Source organism: Polaribacter sp. R2A056_3_33, assembly GCF_019278485.1.
Lineage (GTDB): Bacteria > Bacteroidota > Bacteroidia > Flavobacteriales > Flavobacteriaceae > Polaribacter.
Map to the genome: position 1 here is coordinate 3,042,697 of NZ_CP058984.1, position 25,081 is coordinate 3,067,777.

At 30.3% G+C, this 25,081-nt stretch carries 23 protein-coding genes; 5 read left to right on the top strand and 18 right to left on the bottom strand.

The window, feature by feature from the left end; genetic code table 11:
* Positions 1-11: 11 nt before the first annotated feature.
* On the bottom strand, positions 12-824 hold the full coding sequence (locus H0I29_RS12760; RefSeq protein WP_218752651.1) for a carboxypeptidase-like regulatory domain-containing protein: 813 nt from the start codon (positions 822-824) through the stop codon (positions 12-14).
* A gap of 9 nt (positions 825-833) precedes the next feature.
* A complete protein-coding gene (locus H0I29_RS12765; RefSeq protein ID WP_218752652.1) occupies positions 834-1,616 on the bottom strand; it encodes a carboxypeptidase-like regulatory domain-containing protein in 783 nt (260 codons plus the stop codon).
* Between the two features lie 93 nt (positions 1,617-1,709).
* On the opposite strand from H0I29_RS12765, the gene pepE reads away from it, so the two are divergent.
* Positions 1,710-2,411: a dipeptidase PepE gene (gene pepE, locus H0I29_RS12770; RefSeq protein ID WP_218733050.1), complete on the top strand. Its 702-nt coding sequence runs from the start codon at positions 1,710-1,712 to the stop codon at positions 2,409-2,411.
* 5 nt (positions 2,412-2,416) lie between these two features.
* Here the strand turns inward: pepE and H0I29_RS12775 are convergent, their stop codons facing one another.
* The 8 genes from H0I29_RS12775 to tpx form a co-directional block, all read right to left on the bottom strand.
* Positions 2,417-3,151: an SDR family oxidoreductase gene (locus H0I29_RS12775; RefSeq protein ID WP_218733051.1), complete on the bottom strand. Its 735-nt coding sequence runs from the start codon at positions 3,149-3,151 to the stop codon at positions 2,417-2,419.
* Positions 3,152-3,215: 64 nt separating this feature from the next.
* Positions 3,216-3,818: a TetR/AcrR family transcriptional regulator gene (locus H0I29_RS12780; RefSeq protein WP_218752653.1), complete on the bottom strand. Its 603-nt coding sequence runs from the start codon at positions 3,816-3,818 to the stop codon at positions 3,216-3,218.
* 163 nt (positions 3,819-3,981) lie between these two features.
* Entirely contained in the window at positions 3,982-5,127 is a 1,146-nt protein-coding gene (ribB, locus tag H0I29_RS12785; RefSeq protein WP_218733053.1) for a 3,4-dihydroxy-2-butanone-4-phosphate synthase, read from the bottom strand.
* Positions 5,128-5,133: 6 nt separating this feature from the next.
* Entirely contained in the window at positions 5,134-6,597 is a 1,464-nt protein-coding gene (locus H0I29_RS12790; protein WP_218752654.1) for an LptF/LptG family permease, read from the bottom strand.
* 62 nt (positions 6,598-6,659) lie between these two features.
* Complete coding sequence (locus H0I29_RS12795; protein ID WP_218733055.1) at positions 6,660-7,316, bottom strand: outer membrane lipoprotein carrier protein LolA; 657 nt, start codon at positions 7,314-7,316, stop codon at positions 6,660-6,662.
* Between the two features lie 37 nt (positions 7,317-7,353).
* Positions 7,354-9,828, bottom strand: a complete 2,475-nt coding sequence (locus tag H0I29_RS12800) for a DNA translocase FtsK (RefSeq protein WP_218752655.1) — start codon at positions 9,826-9,828, stop codon at positions 7,354-7,356.
* 43 nt (positions 9,829-9,871) lie between these two features.
* On the bottom strand, positions 9,872-10,252 hold the full coding sequence (locus H0I29_RS12805; RefSeq protein ID WP_218733057.1) for a diacylglycerol kinase family protein: 381 nt from the start codon (positions 10,250-10,252) through the stop codon (positions 9,872-9,874).
* Between the two features lie 3 nt (positions 10,253-10,255).
* On the bottom strand, positions 10,256-10,753 hold the full coding sequence (tpx, locus tag H0I29_RS12810) for a thiol peroxidase (protein WP_218752657.1): 498 nt from the start codon (positions 10,751-10,753) through the stop codon (positions 10,256-10,258).
* Between the two features lie 171 nt (positions 10,754-10,924).
* On the opposite strand from tpx, the gene H0I29_RS12815 reads away from it, so the two are divergent.
* The 4 genes from H0I29_RS12815 (at position 10,925) to H0I29_RS12830 (ending at position 15,851) form a co-directional block, all read left to right on the top strand.
* Complete coding sequence (locus H0I29_RS12815) at positions 10,925-11,494, top strand: fasciclin domain-containing protein (RefSeq protein ID WP_218752658.1); 570 nt, start codon at positions 10,925-10,927, stop codon at positions 11,492-11,494.
* A 130-nt stretch (positions 11,495-11,624) separates the two neighbouring features.
* A complete protein-coding gene (locus tag H0I29_RS12820; RefSeq protein ID WP_218752660.1) occupies positions 11,625-13,001 on the top strand; it encodes an MATE family efflux transporter in 1,377 nt (458 codons plus the stop codon).
* Between the two features lie 96 nt (positions 13,002-13,097).
* Complete coding sequence (locus H0I29_RS12825; RefSeq protein ID WP_068449935.1) at positions 13,098-13,322, top strand: hypothetical protein; 225 nt, start codon at positions 13,098-13,100, stop codon at positions 13,320-13,322.
* Between the two features lie 378 nt (positions 13,323-13,700).
* Positions 13,701-15,851 carry a S46 family peptidase gene (locus tag H0I29_RS12830; protein ID WP_218752662.1) on the top strand — a complete coding sequence of 717 codons (2,151 nt, stop codon included), beginning with the start codon at positions 13,701-13,703 and terminating at the stop codon, positions 15,849-15,851.
* 238 nt (positions 15,852-16,089) lie between these two features.
* Here H0I29_RS12830 and H0I29_RS12835 read toward each other — a convergent pair whose 3' ends face one another.
* From H0I29_RS12835 to H0I29_RS12870, 8 genes are all read right to left on the bottom strand, one after another.
* Positions 16,090-16,860 carry a T9SS type A sorting domain-containing protein gene (locus H0I29_RS12835; protein WP_218733062.1) on the bottom strand — a complete coding sequence of 257 codons (771 nt, stop codon included), beginning with the start codon at positions 16,858-16,860 and terminating at the stop codon, positions 16,090-16,092.
* Between the two features lie 163 nt (positions 16,861-17,023).
* Positions 17,024-17,872 (bottom strand): IS3 family transposase, encoded by an 849-nt coding sequence (locus tag H0I29_RS12840; RefSeq protein ID WP_254712738.1) that lies wholly within the window; start codon positions 17,870-17,872, stop codon positions 17,024-17,026.
* On the bottom strand, positions 17,818-18,276 hold the full coding sequence (locus H0I29_RS12845; RefSeq protein WP_025566198.1) for a helix-turn-helix domain-containing protein: 459 nt from the start codon (positions 18,274-18,276) through the stop codon (positions 17,818-17,820). Before H0I29_RS12845 ends, H0I29_RS12840 begins: the two co-directional genes overlap by 55 nt.
* 208 nt (positions 18,277-18,484) lie before the next feature.
* Positions 18,485-19,123 carry a hypothetical protein gene (locus H0I29_RS12850; protein ID WP_218733063.1) on the bottom strand — a complete coding sequence of 213 codons (639 nt, stop codon included), beginning with the start codon at positions 19,121-19,123 and terminating at the stop codon, positions 18,485-18,487.
* Between the two features lie 468 nt (positions 19,124-19,591).
* Entirely contained in the window at positions 19,592-20,524 is a 933-nt protein-coding gene (locus H0I29_RS12855) for a hypothetical protein (protein ID WP_218733064.1), read from the bottom strand.
* A 208-nt stretch (positions 20,525-20,732) separates the two neighbouring features.
* Complete coding sequence (locus tag H0I29_RS12860; RefSeq protein WP_218733065.1) at positions 20,733-21,665, bottom strand: peptidylprolyl isomerase; 933 nt, start codon at positions 21,663-21,665, stop codon at positions 20,733-20,735.
* A gap of 157 nt (positions 21,666-21,822) precedes the next feature.
* Positions 21,823-23,415, bottom strand: coding sequence for a hypothetical protein (locus H0I29_RS12865; protein ID WP_254712626.1), 1,593 nt, complete (start codon positions 23,413-23,415; stop codon positions 21,823-21,825).
* Positions 23,416-23,417: 2 nt separating this feature from the next.
* The gene (locus tag H0I29_RS12870) at positions 23,418-25,010 is read right to left on the bottom strand and encodes a peptide chain release factor 3 (RefSeq protein ID WP_218733067.1); all 1,593 of its coding nucleotides are present in this window, start codon (positions 25,008-25,010) and stop codon (positions 23,418-23,420) included.
* Positions 25,011-25,081: the final 71 nt, after the last annotated feature.

Sequence of the window (25,081 nt, forward strand, 5' to 3'; positions counted from 1 at the left end):
GCACAGCTGTTTTATTCTTCTTTTATGATTTCTAAATACGGAACACTTTCTTTCTGAAATATTTCTATAAGTTTTAAAACTTTATTTTCGTTATATATTTTATCGAGATCTAAATAATTACAATAATCTAAAAAATGATAATATTTTTCCTTAGGGATTTTTAATTTTTCAAAGAAAAAATCTTCACCAAGTTCTAGTAATATTTTATTTCCCAATGCTTTTTTACGATCTAACTTTGCGTCTAGTAATTGTGTTTTTTCGAATTTTTTAGAAGAAAAAAGACTTCCAATTAGTCCAGCAGCATTAAGTCCTGAGTAAGAATTAGCAACGGTATTTACCACTTTAGATTTTGCTCTATCATTAGCATCAATTCTATGATCTTTTAACGAGAAGTCTACATTAGAAAAATCCATATTACTTTTTAATAAAGCGTATTTTTCTTCAGTAGGTATGCTTTTAACATCTACCGCCAATCTACCAATTAAGTCATGTCTTTTTAATTCGAATGCATCCAAAACATAGGTATTGGGTTTTAGTATAATAATAAGCGCTTTATTTTCTATAATCTGCTGAGTAATCTTTATCTTTTGGGTGATGTGTTGTATGGATGAAATTCTTAAAGTATCTCCTTTTTTAGCATAGATTTGAAAACGCCCAGCATCCGAAGAAAATGTACCTTGATTGGTATTTAGGTTGATAATATTTGCATTTTTTACAATGCCAAGAGAATCTAAAATTCTACTAGAAATTAACGTCCCATTATTTTGGGACAAAGAGGGGAGTGTTATAACAAATAAGAAAATAGTAAGTAGTTTTTTTTCCATTCAATAGGGTTATTGGTTCGTTAAGTAGAGCTCTTCGTCAACTATTCGTTTAGGAAATAGTTTGCTTTCTCTCATTAATAACTTAAGCACATCTAATTTGTTTTCTCTCTTAAAAATTCGAATGATATTTTTATCTATACAATCATTTAAAAACTGATTGATATATATTTTTTCAATTTTTAAATCTGTGATAAAAAAGTCATCAGTAAAATAGTCTCTTACTTTTTTAAGTTCCGTATCTTCTAAAGCCATTTCCTTTAGTTGTTTTTCTCTTTTTGCATTTCCGTTTAATATATTTATTAAATTGTCTAAATTAACAGAAGCTCCAGATTGAAATTTTACGATAGATTTATCTTCCTTTGCTTTTACATTAGCATAGGGTAAATTTAAGGATTTTGCGTCTACGACGATACCATTATTTTGCAGTATTTCTGGATCTTGGTAAAAAATACTACGTTGTTTCTCTAATACCATTTCTTTTAAAACAACCGTTTCTTCTTCTAATGGAATGCTTATTCTTTTGGTTGAAAGCATTTTGTTTGTAATAATAATATGCTTGTCTATATATTTTAAATGAGAGTAATATAAAGTATCTCCTACTTTAACAGGTATTTCAAAAAAACCATTGGTATTGGTAATCGTACCAATACTTGTATTTTGGTTAATGACATGAACATCTGGAATAGCCAAACTATCTAAAACAGTTTTACCAGTTAGGTTAGTTCTTTTTTCTTGAGCTTCTAAGGATAGAAAACTTATAAAAAAGGCAAGAAAAGTAATCGCTTTTGACATTAATACAAAGTAAAGAAGTAGGTGTCTTAAAACTCTATTAAGAGAATTGTAAACTTGTGTTAAAATGAATAGTTAAATTCTTATTTTTGGACTATGAAAAAAATGATTATTGCAAGTACATCAACAGTACACGGAAGTAGCTATTTAGAATATTTATTACCCACTTTAAAAACACATTTTAAGGAAGTAAAACAATTACTATTTATTCCGTATGCAAGACCAAGCGGAATTAGTTATGACGAGTATACTACAATAGCAAAAAATGCTTTTTCAAATATTAATATTGATGTAAAAGGAATCCATGAATTTGACAATGCTAAAGAAGCAATTCAAAATTCTGAAGCTGTTTTTACTGGAGGAGGAAATACTTTTGAGTTGGTCAATCAATTGTACAAAAACGATGTATTATCAACTTTAAAGCAAGTGTTAGATAACGGTACGCCGTACTTAGGTACAAGTGCCGGTAGTAATATTTGTGGTATAAATATGAAGAATACCAATGATATGCCAATTGTGTATCCTCCTAGTTTTACAACTTTAGGATGTATTCCTTTTAATATAAATGCGCATTATTTAGATCCTATTGAAGGTTCTACTCACATGGGAGAAACAAGAGAAACACGTATCAAAGAGTTTCATGTTTTTAATGAAACTGCAGTTTTAGGTCTGCGAGAAGGAAGTTGGTTAGAAGTTATTAATGATGATATTTTTTTAAGAGGTAAATTGACTGCCCGTTTGTTTGAACAAAATAAGCAGCCAATAGAATTAAAAAGTGGGGGATTAATTAAATTTTAATTATTTTATACCATGGCTCCGTTTGCACCAATAACTTGACCAGAAACCCATTTAGAATCATCGCTTGCTAAAAATAATGCGACTCTAGCAATATCTATAGGTTTTGCTAATCTGTTAAAAGCGTTCATAGAACTTAATTGTTCTATAAATTCTGTTGATTTTCCTTTTAAAAATAATTCGGTTTCAGTTGGTCCAGGAGCTAATGCATTTACAGAAATTCCTCTACCGATTTCTTTAGAAAACACACGTGATATTTGTTCTACTGCTGCTTTTGTTGCAGAATAAATGGCGTATGTTGGTAACATTAATTTTACGGTACTAGAAGAGATGTTAATGATATTACCATTATCAGCAAGTTTACTTTCTGCTTCTTGTAAAGTATTATACAAGCCTTTTACATTTACGTTAAAATGAGTGTCGAAATCTTGTTCGGTAATGTCTTTTAATTTTTTAGATTTCATAACACCTGCATTGTTAACTAGAACATCTATTTTGCCATAAACCTCAATGGTTTTATCAAATAGATGTGTTACTTCTTTTCTGACACTAACATCTGCTTTTATAGCTATTGCTTCCCCGCCGTTGGCGATTATTGTTTTTACGGTCTCATTCGCTTCAGCTTCACTACTAGAGTAATTTACAATTACTTTAGCTTTATTTTCTGCGAATAATATTGCCATCTCTTTTCCGATTCCTTTAGAAGAACCTGTTATAATAACTACTTTATTTTTTAGTTTCATTTTTTTAATTTTTTTTTAATTATTATTAAAAGATACTATGTGGTATGTTTTTTATGAAAATAAATTAGACTTTAATTTGATTGATATAGGCAGATAAACCTAACGTGTATTGGTCAAGAATTTTATCATTGTCATATAGCTTTCGTATGCCTCTAATGCCTTCAAAAGCACTAATTAAATAAATAGCTGTAGCTTCACTGGAAATGGATTGCAAAATACTATTTTCATTTTTCCCTCTTTCAATTAAATGTATCAATGCAGATTTCCATTCTTCAATAATATTTTTTAAAGCAATTTGATAGATTTTTTCAGAGTCTCCAACTTCATTTATAAAGTTATTCATTGGGCAGCCAGATTGCTTTTCATCTAAAGGGAAAGATTTAATTCTCTCTAAAAAAGTCTGTTTTAAGAGATCAATGGCATTGCCAGAGTTGTAAAGTGGAGAGATCATTCCATCATAAACTCTTTTTTGAATTTTAAGCTTAATAACAGCAAGACCTAATTCTTTTTTGTTTTTGTAATGGTGATAGAAAGCACCTTTGGTAAGTTGAGTTTTTACCATTATTTTATCGACACTGGTTGTTTTAAAACCGTCTTTGTAAAATAATTTAAAGGATTCATCGAGAATTAATTGTTTGGTAAATTCCGACTTTTGTTTTTGTAACATAAATCAAAGTTAATAAAAAATACTAAGTAGTATGTTTTATTAACTTTAATTAACATTTGACTTATTTTAATGAAAATCAAATATCCTCTAGGTTGCGCCTAGAGGATATTTGATTTCAAAAAAAATATTTAAAAAATGTTGATTTTTAAATAGGGTAAAGGTATTAGTACCCTACATAATCTACAATCTCTAAACCATAACCAATCATACCAACACGTTTAGTTTGTTGTGTATTTGTAATTAATTTTAATTGACGAATGTTTAAATCATGTAAAATTTGAGCACCAATTCCGAAATCTTTGTTGTCCATTTTAATTTCTGGAGCTTTGATATTTCCGTTTTTTTGATTCTCTTTTAAAGTAGACAATCTACTCAATAAGTTTTGAGATTGATTTTGTTGGTTTACAAATATAATAGCCCCTTTTCCTTCATCATTAATCACCTGAAACATTTGGTCTAGTTTCTTATCCGCATTATTGGTTAAGGTTCCTAAAATATCATTATTTACTAAAGTAGAATTTACTCTAGTTAAAATAGCTTCGTCTTTAGACCAAGAACCTTTTGTTAAGGCAATATGAACTTGGTTATTGGTAGTTTGTTGATATGCTCTTAATCTAAAATCTCCAAATCTAGTTTGTAAATTAAAATCTTCTTTTATTTCAATTAAAGAATCATGCTCCATTCTATAAGCCACTAAATCTTCTATAGAAACAATTTTAATATCAAACTTTTTAGCAACTTCTAACAATTGAGGTAAACGAGCCATGGTACCATCCTCGTTCATGATTTCTACAATAACACCCGCTGGCTGTAAACCTGCTAAACGAGCAAAATCTATAGCAGCTTCTGTATGTCCTGTTCTTCTTAAAACACCACCTTCTTTAGCAATTAATGGAAAAATATGACCAGGTCTTGCTAAATCAAAAGATTTAGTATCTTTATCTACTAATGCTTTTATAGTTAAAGCTCTATCCCCAGCAGAAATACCAGTTGTAACTCCTTTACCACGTAAGTCTACAGAAACCGTAAAAGCCGTTTCCATTGGGTCTGTATTGTTATTCACCATAACGTGTAAGTCTAGTTCTTTACAACGTTTTTCTGTTAAAGGTGCACATATTAATCCTCTACCATGTGTTGCCATGAAATTAATCATTTCAGGCGTCACTTTTTCTGCTGCAGCTAAAAAATCTCCTTCATTTTCTCTGTTTTCATCATCTACAACAATAATAATTTTACCGTTTCTTATGTCTTCAATTGCTGCTGAAATTGAATTTAACTCTGTACTTTTTTTAGTGTTTTGAACAGTCATAATATCTTATGCTTCTTTTTTTGTAAATATTTTTTTAAAAAAATTGATAATCGGTTGCGTAATGGCATCCATATTAAAAATCCCTTTGTCTCGTGTAGCTCTTCGTGTTAAGATAATACCAATTGGAACCATAATAAAAGCAGATGACCAAGAACCTAAAAAGGAGGTGACCTTACTTTCTTCTGCTAAATTTTTACCAAAAGTATTACTAAAGAAATAGGTTACGTAAATAGCAATAGCTAATATCATAGGCAAACCAAAACCACCTTTTCTAATAATTGAACCTAAGGGTGCACCAATAAAAAAGAGAATTAAACAAGATAACGAAAATGAAATTCTATTATAATACTCCGTATCGAAAAAATTTAGATTTTTTCTTTTGTATTTAATGGAGGTTTGACCATTTTTAATAGAGCTTAAAGCGCGTTCTGTTTTTGTAGTGGCTGAGTTTAGAATATTAATTTTAGATTGTAAGTCAAAATTTTCTAAGACATCAATATCAATGTTCTCTGTTTTTAATGAATCTGGGTATTGGTATAAGTCTTTTGCAACTGTTGTTGCATATAAGTTCTTAGATTTTAGCAATAAAGCTTCATCATAACTTGCTTTTAAGTCGGGTATGGTGTCACTTAATTGATTTAAACTAAGCATCATAAAGTTTTTAGTGTGATCTGTTTTGCTTAAATCATCATCTCCAGTAACAGAAGACATATCAATGTTAAATTCGTATTCTTTAAAGGTAGCGTTTGATGCCGCCATTTTTTTTCTTTGTAAATTCGTTTTGGCCGTTTTTACGTGTTCTTGATAGTAATAACCATCATATAGAATAAAAGTCATATAACGACTTCCTTCTTCAGATATAATTTTACCTCTTTCTGCGGTAATTACCTTTTGGTTCCCTTTTCCTGCAGTTAAATCGTAGATTAATACTTTTTTTAATAAACTTACTTCTTTTCCGTTTTTACCTTCTTCATCAAATTTTTCATCAAATTTAATTTGAAAACCAGGTAAATCACTATTAAAACTTCCAGCGACTAATGCAAGTGCTGGTTGTTTCTTTTTAATATTTAAATATAAATTCTTCTGCTTTAATACGGCATAAGGATAAATATTGTTTAAAAATAAAAAGTTTATACCACTAAGAATTAGTGTTAAGTATACTAATGGTCTAACCAAACGTTGTAAGGAAATACCTGCAGATTTTGCTGCTGCAAATTCGTAGTTTTCACCTAAAGTACCCAATGCCATTATAGAAGATAAAAGGACTCCAATAGGCAATGCTTGTGGTGTGATAATTAAGGTAGAGTAGTATAAGAATTTTAATATAAAAGGCAAGCTAATTCCTTTACCAGCAATGTTTTCGAAGGTTTGCCATAAAACTTGCATCACCAAAACAAAAAGCACGATTAGAAACGTAGCTATAAAAGGAACTAAAAAGGTTTTTAAGATGTATCTATCTAAAATTTTCATCTAGGCAAAAGTAGTTTCTTATCTTCAAATAAGCTACTAAATTTCTGTTAATTGGAAAATAATTAATCTATTGAGAAGTTTAGCTTTTTGTATTTTGCTTCATCAAATGAAAAATGCGAACTAGGCAGGTTTTGGTTGCTTTTAAATTCATTAATTGTAAAGGTTGTTTTAGAACCGTTAGAACCTGTCTGAATCAATTTATAAATGTGCTTTGTTTTTGCATCAATTGCCAATTCTACTTTTACAATATCAGAAGCACTATCTATTGGGCTTAAGGTAACTAGTTGAATTTTTCTGCCGTTTAAGTTTTTTAAATTTCCCATTTCAAAATTATAACCTTCTTTGTAAAAAGTTAATAATTTAGAAGGGTAAATAAAACCATCATCACCACTCATATCACCATCTGTAACCGTAATTTCTTTTTCATCATTATTAATTACATACAGTTTTTTTCCGTCGAAAATAAATTGGTTTCCTAAGTAATTAAGGCTGTATTTTTCTCCGGATAGTGCAATTTTTCCTCTAATTGGTGGCTCATCGCCTTCCATGATACCTGCGTCTTCGTTGCTTAAGGTTTGACTAAAGCTAATAGACATGTTTTTATAAGCTCCCATTGTTGTAGAAACTTCATCTAAAAGAGATTTTGCTTTTTCTGCATTTTGAGAAAAAGTGATGGTTGTTAAAAATAAACTTAAAAATAATATGGTTACTTTTTTCATAATTATAATTCTTATCATCTCGATCGTAGTCGAGAGACTATTGGTTCTTTTCGTTTTCTAATAATTGCTCTAAGGCTATAAAATCTGGAACTAAGACTTGTCTTGCTTTACTTCCTTCAAAACCACCTACAATACCAGCAGCTTCTAACTGATCTATTAATCTACCAGCTCTATTATAGCCTAATTTTAATTTCCTTTGTAATAGAGAGGCAGATCCTTGTTGGGCCGTAACAATAATTTCTGCGGCATCTTTAAAGAGTTTGTCTCTATCGGAAATATCTATATCAAGACTCGTGCCACTTTCATCATCTACGTACTCTGGTAATTGATACGCTTCTGCGTAGGCTTTTTGAGAACCAATAAAATCTGTAATTTTTTCAACTTCTGGTGTGTCTACAAAGGCACATTGTATTCTACTAAGATTGTTTCCTGCTGTATATAGTAAATCTCCACGACCAATTAATTGATCTGCTCCACCAGCATCTAAAATTGTTCTAGAATCTATTTTAGAGGTTACTCTAAATGCAATTCTTGCAGGGAAATTGGCCTTAATAATACCTGTAATTACGTTTACAGAAGGTCTTTGTGTTGCAACAATTAAATGAATACCAATTGCTCTAGCAAGCTGTGCTAAACGTGCAATAGGAGTTTCTACTTCTTTACCAGCCGTCATAATTAAATCGGCAAACTCATCAATAACCAAAACAATGTATGGTAAAAATTGATGTCCGTCATTAGGGTTTAATTTACGTTGTTTAAATTTAGCATTGTATTCTTTAATATTACGAACCATTGCAGCTTTCAACAAATCGTAACGATTATCCATCTCTATACAAAGCGAATTTAAGGTATGTACCACTTTAGTCGTATCTGTAATAATAGCTTCTTCTACATCTGGTAATTTTGCTAAATAATGACGTTCTATTTTATTAAACAAAGTAAGTTCGACTTTCTTTGGATCTACTAAAATAAACTTTACTTCTGCAGGATGTTTTTTGTATAAAAGTGATGTTAAAACTGCATTTAATCCAACAGACTTTCCTTGACCCGTTGCACCTGCCATTAATAAGTGAGGCATTTTAGCTAAATCTACCACAAAAGTTTCATTAGAAATGGTTTTACCTAAAGCAATAGGTAATTCCATAGTAGATTCTTGAAATTTCTTTGATGAAATTACAGAATGCATAGAAACAATGGTCGATTTTTTATTAGGTACTTCTATACCAATGGTTCCTTTACCAGGGATAGGAGCAATAATTCTAATTCCTAAGGCAGATAAAGACAGTGCAATATCATCTTCTAAATTTTTAATTTTAGAAATTCTAATTCCTGCCTCAGGTACAATTTCATATAAGGTAATAGTTGGTCCTACAGTAGCTTTAATTTCTGCAATACCTATTTTGTAGTTTTTTAAAGTATCTACAATTCTATCTTTATTAGCCTCTAATTCTTCTGGATCTATAGAAATAGATTCATTGTATTGTTTTAACAGGTTGAAGGTTGGGAATTTGAAATTTCCTAATTCTAGGGTAGGGTCAAACTCACCAAAATCTTTTACCAATTGATTGGATAAATTTTCTGTAGAATGCTCTTCATCTCTTCCAATAGCAACATCAATCTCTACATCTATTTCTACCTCTTTTTCTTCTTCTTTCGCTATTTCAGTTTTTAATACAGGTCCTGTACTTTTTTCCGTGTTTAAAGAAATTTCTTCTTTTTTAGACGATACATCAGAATATTTAGAAATTGTTGGTTGTTTTTTTTCTAAAGATAATTCTACAACAGATTTTTCTTTCTGATCATTTTTTAAAGGTACCGTTTCTGTTTTTTCTACAGTTTTTACAGATGTAACGGTTTCTTGTGTTGTTTCATTAAAAACGGCTTCTTCTGCTTTTCTGGCTTCTCTTTCTTCTCGTTTTATTTTTAAGGTTTCTATGTATTTATCAAAAGTAACTTTATAACGTAAAACTAAATAAGCAATAAAAAAGAAGGTTAAAAGAATGACCAAACCAGTTTTACCTATAAATGCTTGTAAAAACTCATTAATTTCATAACCGATAACACCAGATAACAAAGCGTACTTGTCATATGCAAAACCTAACGTTATAGAAATCCATATCATCACCAAAAGAGACCAGTTCCAAGAAATTATTAATGAAGAGAATTTCTTTTTAAAAAGGATATACCAACCTGTTAAAAGTATCTGAAATGCGACTATAAAAGCTGCTATTCCAACCCCAGAATAGATGAAGAAGTTACTTAAATTAGCGCCAATTTTTCCAAGTAAATTTTTACTTCTAACTGTTTTATCTGCAAATTCTTTAAGTATGCTTTGATCTTCTTGCCAATTAAAGAAAAAAGAAATAAAAGCAATACAAAGAAAAATTGAAAATAAAATTAAGAAAGATCCTAAAATTGTCTTTGCTTGTCTTGTTTTAAAATATGCAAAAATACTCGGTTTTTGTTCCGAAGAATTTAAGGGTTTTTTTGAACTTGTTCTTCTCTTAGCCATTAATAATTTTTGGTCGTTTTTAGCAGTAAATAAAAAAAATCAACTAAAATAAGATCGTTATTTTAGGGATGTATATAAAACCTGCAATAATTAATGAAGTAAAAGCTGCAAAGCTTGGTGCGCCTGCAGCTATATCTTTAATAAAACCTATTTTCTCGTGATAATCTGGGTGTACAAAATCTGCCACTTTTTCTATAGCAGTGTTTAAAGCTTCTGCCACTAAAACGAGGCCGATAACGATAAACTGAAACATCCATTCTATATTAGAAATATTAAAATAAAAACCTAAAATAGTAGCAAGTACAGCAACAAAAAGTTGTGCTTTTATGCTGTCTTCTGTAGTCATTAAAAGCCACATACCTCTTAAGGCAAACTTAAAACTACGAAGTCTTCCTCTTATAAAGCTATCATTAGGATTCTTCATAAATTAAATTGCGTTTAAAGCAGCTGTATAATTAGGTTCGTCAACAATTTCAGAAACTTGCTCTGTATACGCAACGTCTCCTTTTTCATCGATAATAACAATAGATCTAGAGTGTAAATGTGCTAAAGGACCATCTGCAATTTCTAATTCGTAAGATTTTCCGAAGTTACCATCAGCAAAATCAGATAACATTACTACATTATCAATACCTTCTGCACCACAAAAACGAGCTTGAGCAAATGGTAAATCTTTAGAAACACATAAAACAACTGTATTTTCTAAATCTGCCGCTTTTTTATTAAATTCTCTAACAGAAGCAGCACAAGTACCTGTATCTACACTAGGGAAAATATTTAAAATTACCTTTTTACCAGCAAAATCTGATAAACTTTTTTGAGATAAATCTACTGCAGTTAGTTTAAAATCAGCTGCTTTAGTTCCTGTTTTAGGTAAGTTACCTATTGTGTTTATTGCATTTCCTTTTAATGTGATATTTGCCATTTCAGTATGTTTTTAGTATGTTTTTTAGAACTTCAAAAGTAATGATAATTAAATTATTTATGGAAATATTCTTGTGATTCATTTTATTTTTAAATTTATTTTAAAACCGTAACTAAAAAAATCTCGTAGATATGTTGAACACAAATTATTATTAATTTTAAATATCAAATTATGAAAACCTTAAATTTTTTTAAAGTAACAGTTTTAATGCTTAGTTTAGTAATTAGTCAAAATTTTAGTGCACAAGAAAAAACAAAAATGGTGGGTGGAGCAGAAATGTATCCTTCTAAAAATATTGTAGAAAATGCCGTAAATTCTAAAGACCATACTACATTAGTGGCAGCTGTAAAAGCAGCAGAGCTAGTAGATGTATTAACTAGTGAAGGACCTTTTACTGTTTTTGCACCTACAAATAAAGCGTTTGATATGTTGCCAGAAGGTACCGTAAGTACTTTGTTAAAGGCAGAAAATAAAGCGAAATTACAAACAATTTTAAAATACCATGTTGTTGCAGGTAATTGGAGTGCTAAAGAAATTGTAGCCTTAATTAAAAAAGGAAACGGTAAAGCTGCTATTAAAACAGTAAGTGGAGGAACCATTACTGCTTGGATGAAAGGAAAAAACGTTTATATTTCTGATGAAAACGGAGGGAAAGCTAAAGTTACTATTGCAGATGTAAACCAATCTAACGGAGTAATACATGTAATTGATGCTGTTTTATTGCCAAAACCAGCAATGTAAAAACGGTATTTATTAGTATTAAAAATCCGCTTTGAAAAAAGTGGATTTTTTGTGTTTTTATTTTACAGATAGCAACGATTTATTCTAATTACAAGTTGTATTTTTGCACTCCGTAAAAAGAACAATAAGCGTGAATATTTCTCAATATACATCAGAATTTAAATACAATTGGAAGCTTGCAGCACCAGTAATGTTAGGTATGCTTGGGCATACATTTGTAAGTTTTATAGATAATATAATGGTTGGTCAAATGGGAACTGCAGAATTAGCTGCGGTTTCTTTGGGGAATAGTTTTATGTTTATCGCCATGTCTATAGGTATTGGTTTTTCTACAGCTATTACACCTTTAATTGCAGAAGCAGATTCATCTGATAATCTTAAACAAGCAAAAGCTACGTATAAAAGTGGTTTGTTTTTATGTACCACCTTAGGTATAATCTTATTTGCTGGAGTCTATTTCTCTAAGCCTTTAATGTATTTAATGAAACAACCCAAAGAAGTGGTAGAGTTGGCAATTCCGTATTTAGATTTGGTTGCTTTTTCACTAATTCCTTTAGTTATCTTTCAGGCAATTAAACAGTTTAGTGACGGTCTTTCTATGACGAAATATCCAATGTATGCGGCATTAATAGCAAATGTTATAAACATTGTTTTAAACTATTTATTAATTTTTGGGAAATTTGGTTTTCCAGAAATGGGGATTATTGGTGCAGCGTATGGTACGTTAGTTTCTAGAGTTGTAATGGTGCTTTACTTATGGTTATTACTGCGTTATAAAGAAAGGTCTGCAGAAATAGTAAGAAATATAAAATTCTTTGTTTTAGATGTTTTAACGATAAAAAAAATTGTGAATATTGGTTCTTTAAGCGCTATGCAAATGCTTTTTGAAGTTGCTATTTTTACAGCAGCAGTTTGGTTAAGTGGTTTGTTAGGGAAAAACCCACAAGCAGCAAACCAAATAGCCTTAAACTTATCTTCTATGACATTTATGGTTGCAACGGGTTTAAGTGTTGCTGCTATGGTTAGAGTAGGAAACCAAAAGGGATTACGAGATTATAAAGAATTGCGTAGAATTGCTTTTTCTATCTTTTTATTAGGAGTATTGTTAGCGGTGTTTTTTGCATTACTTTTCTTTATTTTTCATAAAAGTTTACCTATGATTTATGTAGATTTAAGTGATACTACAAATTATATAGACAATATGGAAGTTGTTTCTATTGCTTCAAATTTATTAATAGCAGCAGCTTTTTTTCAAATATCAGACAGTATACAAGTTGTTTTTTTAGGAGCTTTGCGTGGTATGCAAGATGTTAAGGTACCTACAATTCTTACTTTTATTTCTTATTGGGTTATCGGTTTTCCGGTTTCTTATTATTTCGGAAGCGAAGAAATGTATGGTAGTTTTGGTATTTGGTTAGGTTTGCTTGCAGGTTTAACAACAGCTTCTATTTTACTATTTATAAGATTTAATTCATTAACTTTAAAGTTGATAAAAGAGAAAAAATAATAGTGTCCCCTCGAGCGCAGTCGAGAGGTTCTTAAAATAAATAAATTAGTTCTCGACTGCGCTCGAACAGACAGCATCTATAATCAATAAAATATTATGACTTTACCTAAATTTTTATTAGCAGATAACAGTAAATTTCCTGAAGATATTTTTGTGTTACACACAGAGTTTCCTCGTTTTTTAATCAACTTAAAAGATGATGAAGTAGAGTGGTTTGAAGATTTAACAGGAGAAAGTGAAGAAGATATTGCTACAGAGTTAGCAGATTTAATGGATAAAGCAGGTGCTTTTTATGATGATGAAATGAAGGAATTTGACTAAGACTCGCTAACTTGTTTTTAGGTTTTAACCCTGAATAACAGTAGCTGTTTTTATAAATAAAATAGGATTATTAAACGCTTAAAGAATAGAATCTATTTCTAATTTTTAAGCGTTTTTTTGTGTCTAAAAGTTTTTTCATTTAGTTCTCAATATTCGTTTAGAACTTTCCTTTTTTTTTAAAATCAGCAAGTATAACAGCCATAATTTGATTTGTTTTTTTCTAAGGAAGATCAAATAAAAGTTAAAGAGATAGAAGTGGTGAAAAAAGATGATTTTTAGACTATCAATAGAATGAAAAATAACATATTTTAACAACTTGTCTGCTCTAAAAAGAGCCTAAGTTTTAGTATTTTTATCCTATATTTAAAACAAGATAAAATGAAAAAAATACTGATTACATTTATTGTATTTATGGTCTCAATTCCTTCAGCATTGGCAGATGAGGGAATGTGGTTTTTAATGCATATTGAGCGATTAAATCATCGTGATATGCAAAAAATGGGATTACAATTAACAGCAGAAGAAATTTATAGTGTTAACAATCAAAGTTTAAAAGATGGTATCGTACAATTTAACGGAGGTTGTACAGCAAGTATTGTTTCAGAAAGCGGGTTGGTGTTAACAAATCACCATTGTGGTTACAATGCAATTGCAGAATTATCTACAGCAGAACAAAATCACTTAAAAAATGGTTTTTGGGCAGGTTCTAAAGAAGAAGAATTGAAACCAGAAAGCTTATATGTACGTTTTTTTGTAAGAATGGATGATGTTTCTAAACGTATTTTATCTCTTGTAAATGATAAAATGAGTGAAAAAGAACGTGAAGCAATCATTAATAGAGAAATTGCTAAAATTGAAAAAGAAAATAACGAAGGTGGAAAATATACCGTTTCAGTACGTTCTTTCTATGAAGGAAATGAGTTTTACTACTTTGTGTATGAAGATTATAATGATGTTCGTTTAGTAGGTACACCTCCAGAAAATGTTGGTAAATATGGTGGAGATACAGATAACTGGGAATGGCCAAGACATACGGGAGATTTTTCTTTATTTAGAGTCTATGCAGATGAAAACGGAGAACCAGCAGAATATTCTAAGGCAAATGTGCCTTTAAAAGCAAAATATCATTTACCTGTTAATATTGATGGTGTAAAAGAAAACGATTTTGCTATGATTTTAGGATATCCTGGTAGAACAAACCGTTGGATGCCTGCACAAGGAGTAGAGCAAAATGTAAAATTTGCATATCCTGCTTGGGTAGAAGGTTCTAAATTAAGTATGGATGTTATGAAAAAATACATGAATGCAGACGAGTCTGTAAATCTAATGTATGCATCTGCTTATGCTGGTATTGCCAACTATTGGAAAAACAGAGGTGGAATGATTACCGCTTTAACAGAACATAAAACGGTTGAAAAGAAGCGTAAAGTAGAAGCGAAGTTTGCAAGATGGGCAAAGAAAAAAGACAATAAAGAAGCCTACGGAAAAGTTGTTGAAAACATCAATAATTATTATAGCTTAACCAACGAAAAAGCAAAACAAACCAACTACTTATTAGGGATGTTGCGTTCTAGTAAATTTGCTATTTTACCATATAGAATTGGTGGTGCTTTAAAGCAATATACAGCTGCAAATGAAGCAGAGCGTGCAAATATGTTACCAAGATTACAAGCGCTTATAGAGAGTTCTTATAAAGATTTTTACTTGCCTTTAGAGGAAGAGGTTTTTGCAAAACAATTAGGTTTGTTAGCATCAAAATCTAATTACTCATTGCCAGAATTGGTAGCAGAAGTAGGTGGGAAAAACGACAATGATTTTTCTGCGTATATCAAAGCTATTTTTAAGTTGAGTATGTTTACTTCTAAAGAAGGAGTAGCGGCTTATTTACAATACCCAAATGAAGCGATCTTAAATAGTGATCCTTTATTGCAATTGTCTAATCAGTTATTAGATAAATATAGAGAGAATCCAGAAAACTTGGTACAAGCAGAAAATGATTTTAAAGCATCATTTAGATTGTTGGTAAGAGGATTGCGTGAATCTGGTTTGAGTGATATTAAATATCCTGATGCAAATTCTACATTAAGATTGTCTTACGGTAAAGTAAGAGCTTTGCCTGCGGATAAGAGAAACGATGCGAATGAGAATAATTATACTACTTTTCAGGGGATGATTAAAAAATACAAACCAAACGATCCTGAGTTTGATTTAGACCAAAGCATGTTAGATATTTATGAAAAGAAAGATTACGGACGTTACGCAAATGAGCGTGGTCAGTTACCTGTAAACTTTTTAACGGATAACGATATTACTGGTGGTAACTCAGGTTCTCCTGTTGTAAACGGAAAAGGTGAATTAATAGGTTTGGCTTTTGATGGAAACATTGAAGCAATGGCTGGTGATGTTATTTTCGACTCAAACTTACAAAGAACTATTAATGTTGATATTAGATATGTACTTTGGTTGATAGATAAATACTCGAATGCAAAACATATTGTAGATGAGTTGACTATTATTAGTAAAAAATAGTAAAGTCTATTTGTAGATTTTATCTATAAAAAAGCTCTCTGGTTTCAGAGAGCTTTTTTTGTTTTAAGGAATTAAAGATTATGAGTGAGGTTTGCTTACGTTGTTGTGTTATGGAAAGTTGCGTTTAAAGTGAATGGCTATTTTCCGCAGGAAAATAGGACTTTACAAAAATGCAAATAATTTTGGTTAAGCAATAATTTTGCAATTTTTTTTACACGGTGTTGGCATTTCGTTATTTTTATTCTTTCACAAATTTGTTTCCAAATTCACGAATTCGATAATTATAAATTCCTTTACTCAACTCAGAAATATCTAATTGAATATTTTCTCCATTTCCAATTATCTTTTTTTCAAGAACTTTTCTACCATTTATGTCGAAAACTTGAATTTTCTCATTTTCGTTATTTTTCAAAGGGTTTTTAACGTTTATTTTGTTCGATGAAGGGTTAGGAAAACTTATCATTTTTTGTTTTTTCAATAAATTTTGTTGATTTACTGATAAAGTTCCAGATAAACCATAAACACTAAACGTTATTGGGCTTTCACCTGAACCAGCTAAATCCTTATACATTATTAGTTTGTATTCATTTTGTGGAGTTTTAACAAGATTAAATGTGATAAAATTCTCAAAGTTAAAAATGTTATCTCCATCTTCGTTATAAACAGTAAGGTTTTCTTGATAAGGTGAATATCTTACAGAGGAAACAATAAACTCAATTTTTGAGTCCGAATTGAATAATTTATCAGAAGGTAAATATATTTCCCTCATTTCATAACCATTTTCAAGTGTAATATTTACGGTTTTTTCCAGAATGTGAGATGAATTAAATATTTTAATTTCATTATTAGACCAATTAGTAGTGTAATACTTTATTTCTCCATTACTATTAAAAGATGAAAATATTTCATCACTATCTGTATATCCACTCGTTGTATAAGTGTTTTCTAAGGTTTGGCTAAAACCGATTGAACTAATTGCAATAAATAAGTAAAGTAATTTCTTTTTCATAATTTTAATTTCTGTTAATAATACTAATTTTTAAATGTCTGAATTTTAGTTGGTTCATGTATTATACTGATATAGGTTGACCTTTTTTTAGGTTAATTTATACCGTTCAAAAGATTTTTTTAGCCGTTTAGAAGGCAAAAAATATTTTGAACTAGTTTTGTTTTCAAATTGTTAGTTCAGTCAAATTTACATTATTTCTTCGATATGATTTGTATTTGATGTTTGGATTTAAATGTACTTCAGCTGGTTTTCTTAATTCTAAGCTAAAATGGGTTCTTAAATTGTTGTAAATATATACTGCTTGTTTTGTTACTTCTTGAGCAATGGCAGTGTTTTTAATGCAATTTCTAAGTCCATATTCATATTTTAAAGTTCTATTAATTCGCTCTGCAATTGCGTTTTCATAAGGATCATATTGTTCTGTCATGCTCATCATTATGCCATTTTCTTCTGCAAATGCTGTGTATTTGGGGTTACAGTATTGAAAACCTCTGTCAGAATGATGTATTAATTTTTTATCAGGGTATTTTCTATTTTTAATAGCCATTTCTAGCGCTTCTGAACAAAGTGATGTCTTCATGTTGTTATCTAATTTATAGCCCATAATTTGCTTAGAATATGCATCTGTAACGATTGCTAGGTAATTGTGTCCATTGTCTGTTTTAATGTATGTTATATCGCTTACCCATAGTTGTTCTGGTCGAGTAGGAACTTGGTCTTTAATTAGGTTTTTATATTTTCTAAATTGATGATTAGAGTTTGTTGTTGTTACATAGTTTTTAAGCCTAGGAACAAGTAAATTGTGAAGCCTTAACACATCGTACAACTTGTCTCTACCTATTTTAATACCTTGTTTTATAAAGTCTTGTTTAAGTTCATCATATAACTTAATTCCGCCAGTTCTCATACCAACTAATTTTCGATATTCCTGTATCATTTCGATGACTTTTTCATCGTTTAGTCGTTTGTTTTCTTGGGTTTTGAGTCTTTTGTAGAAAGCTTGTTTACTAATCCCAAAACACTCATAGAACCATTTTCTTTTAAACGGTTTTTCTTTTTTAGTTCTATCTCTTTCGCTAATGTTTTGGGCAACGACTTTTTTGACAAATCGACTCCAGTAATGATTTCCATGTCAGCAATAATATCTTGTTGAAATTCCTTTACAAACTCCAATTCTTCAATACGTTCCTTTAGTTTTTTAATCTCATCTAATTTACTCATACCTGTATTTTGTTGGACTAAAGTACTATATTTTTTGATCCAATACCCAATTGTAGTTCTAGGAACATCATATTTTTTGGAAGCAAAGTTTGTGGAAATCTGTCCATTCTGAATTTGGTCAACGACGAATAATTTGAGTTCTAAAGTTGCTTTTTCGTACGTTTTTTTTCGCCAAGGTTGTTTTTGTGTTTTCATAAGTGACTATAATTAAGTGTTTAATTTTTAGTCAACCTATTTCAGGAAAGTACATCACTTTAATTAATGTCAACGTTGTTGTGTATTAAAAGTTGCGATTTTGTGAACGAGGAATTTCCAACGGAAATTCAGAAGTTTGCAAATAAGCAACAAGTTTTAGTTTAGCTAAAAATAGCAATTTTTTATACACGGTGTTGGGCTTAGTTTTTTATTTAATGATTAATTTATTCAAATTACTAGAATCTATTACAGTGCTAATTTCTTTCAAACCTGGCAAAGGAATGTTTATTGGTTCATTTTTCGTAGGTGAAATTAATATTCGATATTCATTTTGATATTCAAACTTTTCATCTTTGTGATGTAATGAGATTTCTCCGTTATGAATTTTAGGAGAATAATATGTTACTTTTTTCCTAGAAAAATTATAATTCATTTTTTCAATTTCTCTATCAAGAATTTCAAAGAATTTTTTCCAATCTAATATTAACAGAGCTTTGTTTCCCATTTCGAGTAGTTTTTTTTCAAAAAATCTACTTTTTTTACCAGTTTCAAGAACTAACCAATTAAGTGAACAACAATTAATTTCAGGGTTATCTAAGTTTTTCATTAATTGACCTTCAAAATTTTTGAAAACTTTATGTAATTCTATTTCCTTGTTATTTGTTGTTAGTGTTAAGTTATTTATTTGCGTATTACTTACATTTAATTCTTTCGGGTCTAATCTTCCTGTTTGGTCTTCTGAATTACTTCTAAATTCTTTTAAACTTTTAAAATATAAATATTCGTTCTCATACATATCGTTAATGTATTTTGATTCACCTATTTTTATTAAAATTAGATTTTTCATAAATTAAGCCCAACTTCTATATATGATAACTTTAATTACGTATATCCATTATTTAAAAAGGGATATACATAGTAATATATTTGATTTTTTCAGAAATTCTTTCATAGGAAATGGGAAGAATTTGGTAGTATAAATGTACAGTAAATAGCAAGTGTATGTTATTTAAATGTTTAAACAATTTTTTCAACTTATTAACAAAAGTTTATAGGGTATCAATTTATAAAAAATGAGTTTCAGAAAAACTTTAAAATTCATACGGTATTAGAGAAGCTTATTTTAGATTTAAAATTCTTTTTACATAGAGAAAGCTCTCTAAAATCAGAGAGCTTTTTGTAACGTGTTTGTATATGGTTTGTTGCGTGGTTTAAGCAACTAATTTAGTAAATAATTAACGACCAAGAAAGTCCGCGAGGACTTTCGTAAGTAGGCGAGAAGTTAGCAATAAATTATATAGAGTGTTGGCATAAGTTATTTATATTTTCCGATTTTGATAGTACCAGCAATATAGATTGTTGCAGATTGCCATTCTTGTTTTTCGTAAATTTTATTAATTCCAATTCCTAAAGTTGCAGGAATTTTATAATCTTTTTCCAAAGGATTTGTAAGGAAATTTAATAGCATTCCATATCCATATGTGGGAGAAGCATTATTTTGTGTAGACCAACTTAAATATGGAACTGGATTTATATATTTTACATAAAAAGGATAACTTACAGCTAATCTAAATTTATTTATATTATTATCTATTGTACCGTATTTTCCTTTAAATTCTTTAAGAGCGACTAATTCATCTGTTATTGTTGTTTCTCCAATATCTTGATAGTCTAGTAACTCTTTCTCATTCCAACCTCTTGATAAAGTAGCATTTAAAGAAATAATGCTTTTAGAATTTTTAAATAAATAGTTATAATTTAAATTCATACCGATTGTATTTGGATATCGATTTTCTTCAGTATTCAAATTTGTATCGTATAAATCAACATTATCTATTTTAAGAAATATGTTTCCTCCAAATGTATACGCTCCTCTAGGTGTTTTTTTTAAGTCCTTAAGGTCTTCCATTGTTTTCTGCCAACCTAGTTCTAGTCCTAGTCCAAGATTTAAATCATTTAACTTATTAATATTAAAGTTTTTTCCTGAGTTTAAAAGAGAAGCTTTAAACAGAAAGCCACTTAATTTTGAAATTGTTTTATCACCGCTTACATCTTCTACAAATTGATGTTTGTATCTGCGAAATGATTGAGAATAAGATAAAGGTTCTTTACTAGTAAATTCAAGTCTATTAGTTTTTAAATCATAAAATGTAAAGACAGGATCTCCATTACTATCTACTCCTATATTTTGACTAGAAACATAATTTATAGTTGATAAGGTGAAGATTATAAGTAATTTTTTTTTCATATCAGGTTAGTTTTAGTTGGTCTCAAGTTATAAACTTTGTTTTTATAAGTCAATACCTAATAGTAGGTATATTTATTGGTTGAGGTGTTTTCTTAAATAGTTGTCAATTTCTTTATATACTATTATTAATTACGCACCCCCAAATGCAAAAAGCTCCCTGAAATCAGAGAGCTTTTTGTAATTATATAACTTGTAAAGAATGTTATTCTTATTTTACAGCCATTAATTCTACATCAAAAATAAGTGTTGCATCTGGTGGAATAACTCCTCCTGCACCAGCAGAACCATATGCTAAATTAGAAGGAATTACAAAACGAGCTTTGTCTCCTACTTGTAATAATTGAATTCCTTCATCCCAACCAGAAATAACCTGACCTACACCAACATTAAAATCGATTGGTTCTTTTCTCTTGTAAGAAGAATCGAATACAGTACCATCTAATAATTGACCTTTGTAGTGTACAGATACTCCAGCTCCTTTAGTAGCTTTTTTTCCTGTTCCTTTTTGTAAAATCTGGTAACGTAAACCACTTGCAGTTTCATCATAACCAGCAGCAACCGTATCTAACAATGCTTTTTGTTTAGCTTTTTCTTCTGCTTCACGCTTTTCTCTAGATCCTTCAAAAGTTCTAAAAGCTTCTACCGCATTAAAAGCTTCTGCTTCTGCACCAACTTTAATAATTTCTACAGTTGTTATTTCATCTCCTTGAGCAATTGCATCAACAACATCTTGCCCTTCTATTACAGAACCAAAAACAGTATGCTTACCGTCTAACCATGGAGTAGGTACGTGGGTTATGTAAAACTGACTTCCGTTTGTTGCAGGACCAGAGTTAGCCATTGCTAATTTTCCTGGAGCATCATGTTTTAAATCTGGGTGAAATTCATCATCAAATTTATAACCTGGGTTACCAGTTCCTGTTCCTTGTGGACAACCACCTTGTACCATAAATTCTGGAATTACTCTGTGGAATTTTAATCCATCATAATAAGGAGTTCCTTGCTCTTTTACAGCATTTTCTAAATTTCCTTCTGTTAAAGCAACAAAATTACCAACAGTTCCAGGAGCTTTTTCGTGTTCTAATTGTACTAAAATCTCACCTTTTGGAGTGGTGAATTTTGCATAAATTCCGTTATTCATAATCTTTTAATTTACTTTTTTGTTTTCTCGAGCGCAGTCGAGATGTTTTATTCATTTAATAGTTCTCGACTGCGCTCGAACTGACATTACTAATAACCTTGAAATGCATCAAGATTTTATTGTTATTGATAAGATTCTGAAACAAGTTCAGGATACATTATTTTTTAGCATTTAAAATTGATAAACCATAGGTAAAACCAATATTTAAATTTGTTGAGTTTACGTTGCCATTAGGAGACCACATTTGTCCGCCCGAAGCTGTAAACGAAAAGTTATCGTTTAAATGATAATTAATACCTGCGGTTGGTCTTACTAAAACACCTTCGCCAGAATCTACACCACCGCCACCTGCAACACCTGCTGCAGCTTCTGCAAATAATGAAAAATTGTTATTTAAAAATTTATTTGATTTTATTCCTAATCCAAAAATTCCATGAGCATAACCACCTGCACCACCTAAATAAGCAAAAGAAGCTTCTCCGGCTATATAAAAACGATGGTTTAGATCGTAATTAACTTTTAGTGCTATTAACTCTAAATCATGTTCTTTGTAAGATCTATCAAGAATGGCAACATCAAAATAAGTTTGATTTTGCACACCAATTTGTATTCCTTGGGTTTTTATATATTTAATTTTTTCTGCTGTGTAAGGATCTTTTATTCCGCCACTTAAACCATAATATTTTAAACTAAAACCGGCTGTATATGCTTCAAAAGTACCACTAACAGATTTATGATAACCACCATGAAGACCTAAACCAAAATTTTTGGTAACTTTTACATCTGCACCAACACTTGGGTACATGGTTAAACCGCCTTCAGGAAAAATTCTACCTCCTGCAGCACCAATTCCTGCTTTGGCAAAAAAGTTTACATATTCTGTTTCTACAAAGTTTTTACCAATACCGAAAAAAACATCCATAAAACCAGCTCTTAAACCACCATACATGGCATCTACATGTGCGTAAACAAAGGTGTTTTTATTTAAATAACGTTGGTACTCAAAACCTAAAAGGCTTAATGTTTGGGTAATTGGAGTTGTATTATTAAAGTTTCCAAGACCATCGTTTCTTGAAGATCCTATTGGAAAAAGGTAATCAAAAGTAATTTGTTGTACACTTTTTACAGCAGGTTTAGTCCAAACTTTATCTTTAGTTTCATCGTTAACTGTAAAATGTTTTTGAGCATGTTTGTAAGATGTAGTTCTTAACGAGGTTGGTATTTCTACAAAAAAGGAAATATTATCTCCTTTTTGAATTCCGGTAAAAAAGTTTACATAACCATATTGCAAACCAAATGCATATCCGTTATTTTTATATTGTAAACCGATATTTGGGTAGATAATTCCACCGCCATCAACTAAGCTTCTAAAACCACCACCACCTCCTATATGTACGTTGGCATCGAAATATAAGTTTTTATAAAGTTGAGTGTTTACACCTAAATTTACTCCTAAAGTAAATAAACCACCTTGATCTCCATATACTGCTCCGTGAAAACCAGCACCTGTATATAACCAATCATTTAAAGGAAAATTATAATTTAATCCAAATAACCCCATTCTTGGTTGAAGTGTGTAGGTACTACCATCTCCATAATCGTATGTTTTATTTGGTTGGTCTATTAAAATATAATTTAAACGAATAGAATTGTGTAATTCTTTAGGTTTAAAATCTGATAAATTATAAGTCTGTGAAACTCCATTAAAACTGAGAGTTGCTAGCAGTAAAAAAAGAAATTTCTTCATCATAATTATTTTTTAAATTCACTTGTAAAATGCAACTTTACGGTTGGATATTTACTTTGTGTCATTTGTATGGTAAATTCAGAATCGGCTAAAAACACCAACTGACCTTGTTTGTCCTTTGCTAAATAACGTTGCTTAACACGTTTAAATTCTTTAAATTCATCGTTCTTTATATCTTCTGGTTCTACCCAACATGCTTTGTGAACACTTAAATTTTCGTAAGAACATTTTGCTCCATATTCGTGTTCTAGTCTGTATTGAATAACCTCGTATTGTAACGCACCAACAGTTCCAATTACTTTTCTACCATTCATGTCTAAAGTAAATAGCTGTGCTACACCTTCATCCATTAATTGATCTAAACCTTTATATAATTGTTTAGATTTCATTGGGTCTGCGTTATTTACGTAACGGAAATGTTCTGGAGAAAAACTAGGAATTCCTTTAAAATTCAACTCTTCTCCTTCAGTTAAGGTATCTCCAATCTTAAAGTTACCAGTGTCATGAATTCCTACAATATCTCCAGGAAAAGATTCTTCTACAATTTCTTTTTTCTCTGCAAAGAATGCATTCGGACTAGAAAATTTTACTTTTTTGCCATTTCTAACATGTAAATAAGGCGCATTTCTTTTAAAAGTTCCCGATACAATTTTAATAAAAGCAAGTCTATCTCTATGTTTTGGATCCATGTTTGCATGGATTTTAAACACAAAACCAGTCATTTTTTTCTCTTTAGAATCTACTAAACGCTCTTCAGCTTTTTTAGGCTGTGGAGCAGGAGCAATGTTAATAAATGCATCTAATAATTCTTTTACACCAAAATTATTTAAAGCAGAACCAAAAAATACAGGTTGTAAATTTCCTTCTAAATAATCATTTCGATTAAATTCTGGATACACTTCACTAATCAATTCTATTTCTTCACGTAAAGTATCGGCTGCTTTTTTACCAACGATAGTATCTAGTTCTGGGTTTGATAAATCATCAAACTCAACACCTTCAGAAATAGAAGTTTTATTATCACCAGAAAAAAGATTTAATTTCTTTTCCCAAATATTATAGATTCCTTTAAAATCATATCCCATTCCTATAGGAAAACTCATTGGGGTAACAGTTAAACCTAATTTTTGCTCAACTTCGTCTAATAAATCGAAGGCATCTTTTCCTTCTCTATCCAACTTGTTGATAAAAACCAACATCGGAATTTTTCTCATTCTACAAACTTCCACCAATTTCTCGGTTTGTGGTTCTACACCTTTTGCAACATCAATTACCACAATAACACTATCTACAGCAGTTAAAGTTCTAAAAGTATCCTCAGCAAAATCTTTGTGACCAGGAGTATCTAAAATGTTTATTTTTTTATCTTGATAAATGAAAGCTAAAACAGAAGTAGCAACAGAAATACCACGCTGACGTTCAATCTCCATAAAATCGGAAGTTGCTCCCTTTTTTATCTTATTATTTTTTACAGCACCTGCTTCTTGAATTGCACCACCAAATAGTAACAATTTTTCTGTTAAAGTTGTTTTACCAGCATCCGGATGCGATATAATACCAAAAGTTCTTCTACGAGCTATCTCTTCTAAAAATGTCATCTACAAAATTTGAGGTGCAAATATAGGGTTTATTCTATAATTTTTTTAGTGATTTTAATTGCAGATCGATA

Excerpts from the sequence above, each read along its gene's own strand:
- H0I29_RS12860 (WP_218733065.1), bottom strand. The coding sequence starts at position 21,665 with ATGAATAACGGAATTTATGCAAAATTCACCACTCCAAAAGGTGAGATT.
- H0I29_RS12765 (WP_218752652.1), bottom strand. The coding sequence starts at position 1,616 with ATGTCAAAAGCGATTACTTTTCTTGCCTTTTTTATAAGTTTTCTATCC.
- H0I29_RS12870 (WP_218733067.1), bottom strand. The coding sequence starts at position 25,010 with ATGACATTTTTAGAAGAGATAGCTCGTAGAAGAACTTTTGGTATTATA.
- H0I29_RS12760 (WP_218752651.1), bottom strand. The coding sequence starts at position 824 with ATGGAAAAAAAACTACTTACTATTTTCTTATTTGTTATAACACTCCCC.
- H0I29_RS12790 (WP_218752654.1), bottom strand. The coding sequence starts at position 6,597 with ATGAAAATTTTAGATAGATACATCTTAAAAACCTTTTTAGTTCCTTTT.
- H0I29_RS12825 (WP_068449935.1), top strand. The coding sequence starts at position 13,098 with ATGACTTTACCTAAATTTTTATTAGCAGATAACAGTAAATTTCCTGAA.
- H0I29_RS12830 (WP_218752662.1), top strand. The coding sequence starts at position 13,701 with ATGAAAAAAATACTGATTACATTTATTGTATTTATGGTCTCAATTCCT.
- H0I29_RS12865 (WP_254712626.1), bottom strand. The coding sequence starts at position 23,415 with ATGATGAAGAAATTTCTTTTTTTACTGCTAGCAACTCTCAGTTTTAAT.
- H0I29_RS12815 (WP_218752658.1), top strand. The coding sequence starts at position 10,925 with ATGAAAACCTTAAATTTTTTTAAAGTAACAGTTTTAATGCTTAGTTTA.
- H0I29_RS12845 (WP_025566198.1), bottom strand. The coding sequence starts at position 18,276 with ATGAAAACACAAAAACAACCTTGGCGAAAAAAAACGTACGAAAAAGCA.
- H0I29_RS12805 (WP_218733057.1), bottom strand. The coding sequence starts at position 10,252 with ATGAAGAATCCTAATGATAGCTTTATAAGAGGAAGACTTCGTAGTTTT.
- tpx (WP_218752657.1), bottom strand. The coding sequence starts at position 10,753 with ATGGCAAATATCACATTAAAAGGAAATGCAATAAACACAATAGGTAAC.
- H0I29_RS12850 (WP_218733063.1), bottom strand. The coding sequence starts at position 19,123 with ATGAAAAATCTAATTTTAATAAAAATAGGTGAATCAAAATACATTAAC.
- H0I29_RS12780 (WP_218752653.1), bottom strand. The coding sequence starts at position 3,818 with ATGTTACAAAAACAAAAGTCGGAATTTACCAAACAATTAATTCTCGAT.
- H0I29_RS12855 (WP_218733064.1), bottom strand. The coding sequence starts at position 20,524 with ATGAAAAAAAAATTACTTATAATCTTCACCTTATCAACTATAAATTAT.
- H0I29_RS12795 (WP_218733055.1), bottom strand. The coding sequence starts at position 7,316 with ATGAAAAAAGTAACCATATTATTTTTAAGTTTATTTTTAACAACCATC.
- H0I29_RS12775 (WP_218733051.1), bottom strand. The coding sequence starts at position 3,151 with ATGAAACTAAAAAATAAAGTAGTTATTATAACAGGTTCTTCTAAAGGA.
- ribB (WP_218733053.1), bottom strand. The coding sequence starts at position 5,127 with ATGACTGTTCAAAACACTAAAAAAAGTACAGAGTTAAATTCAATTTCA.
- H0I29_RS12835 (WP_218733062.1), bottom strand. The coding sequence starts at position 16,860 with ATGAAAAAGAAATTACTTTACTTATTTATTGCAATTAGTTCAATCGGT.
- H0I29_RS12800 (WP_218752655.1), bottom strand. The coding sequence starts at position 9,828 with ATGGCTAAGAGAAGAACAAGTTCAAAAAAACCCTTAAATTCTTCGGAA.
- pepE (WP_218733050.1), top strand. The coding sequence starts at position 1,710 with ATGAAAAAAATGATTATTGCAAGTACATCAACAGTACACGGAAGTAGC.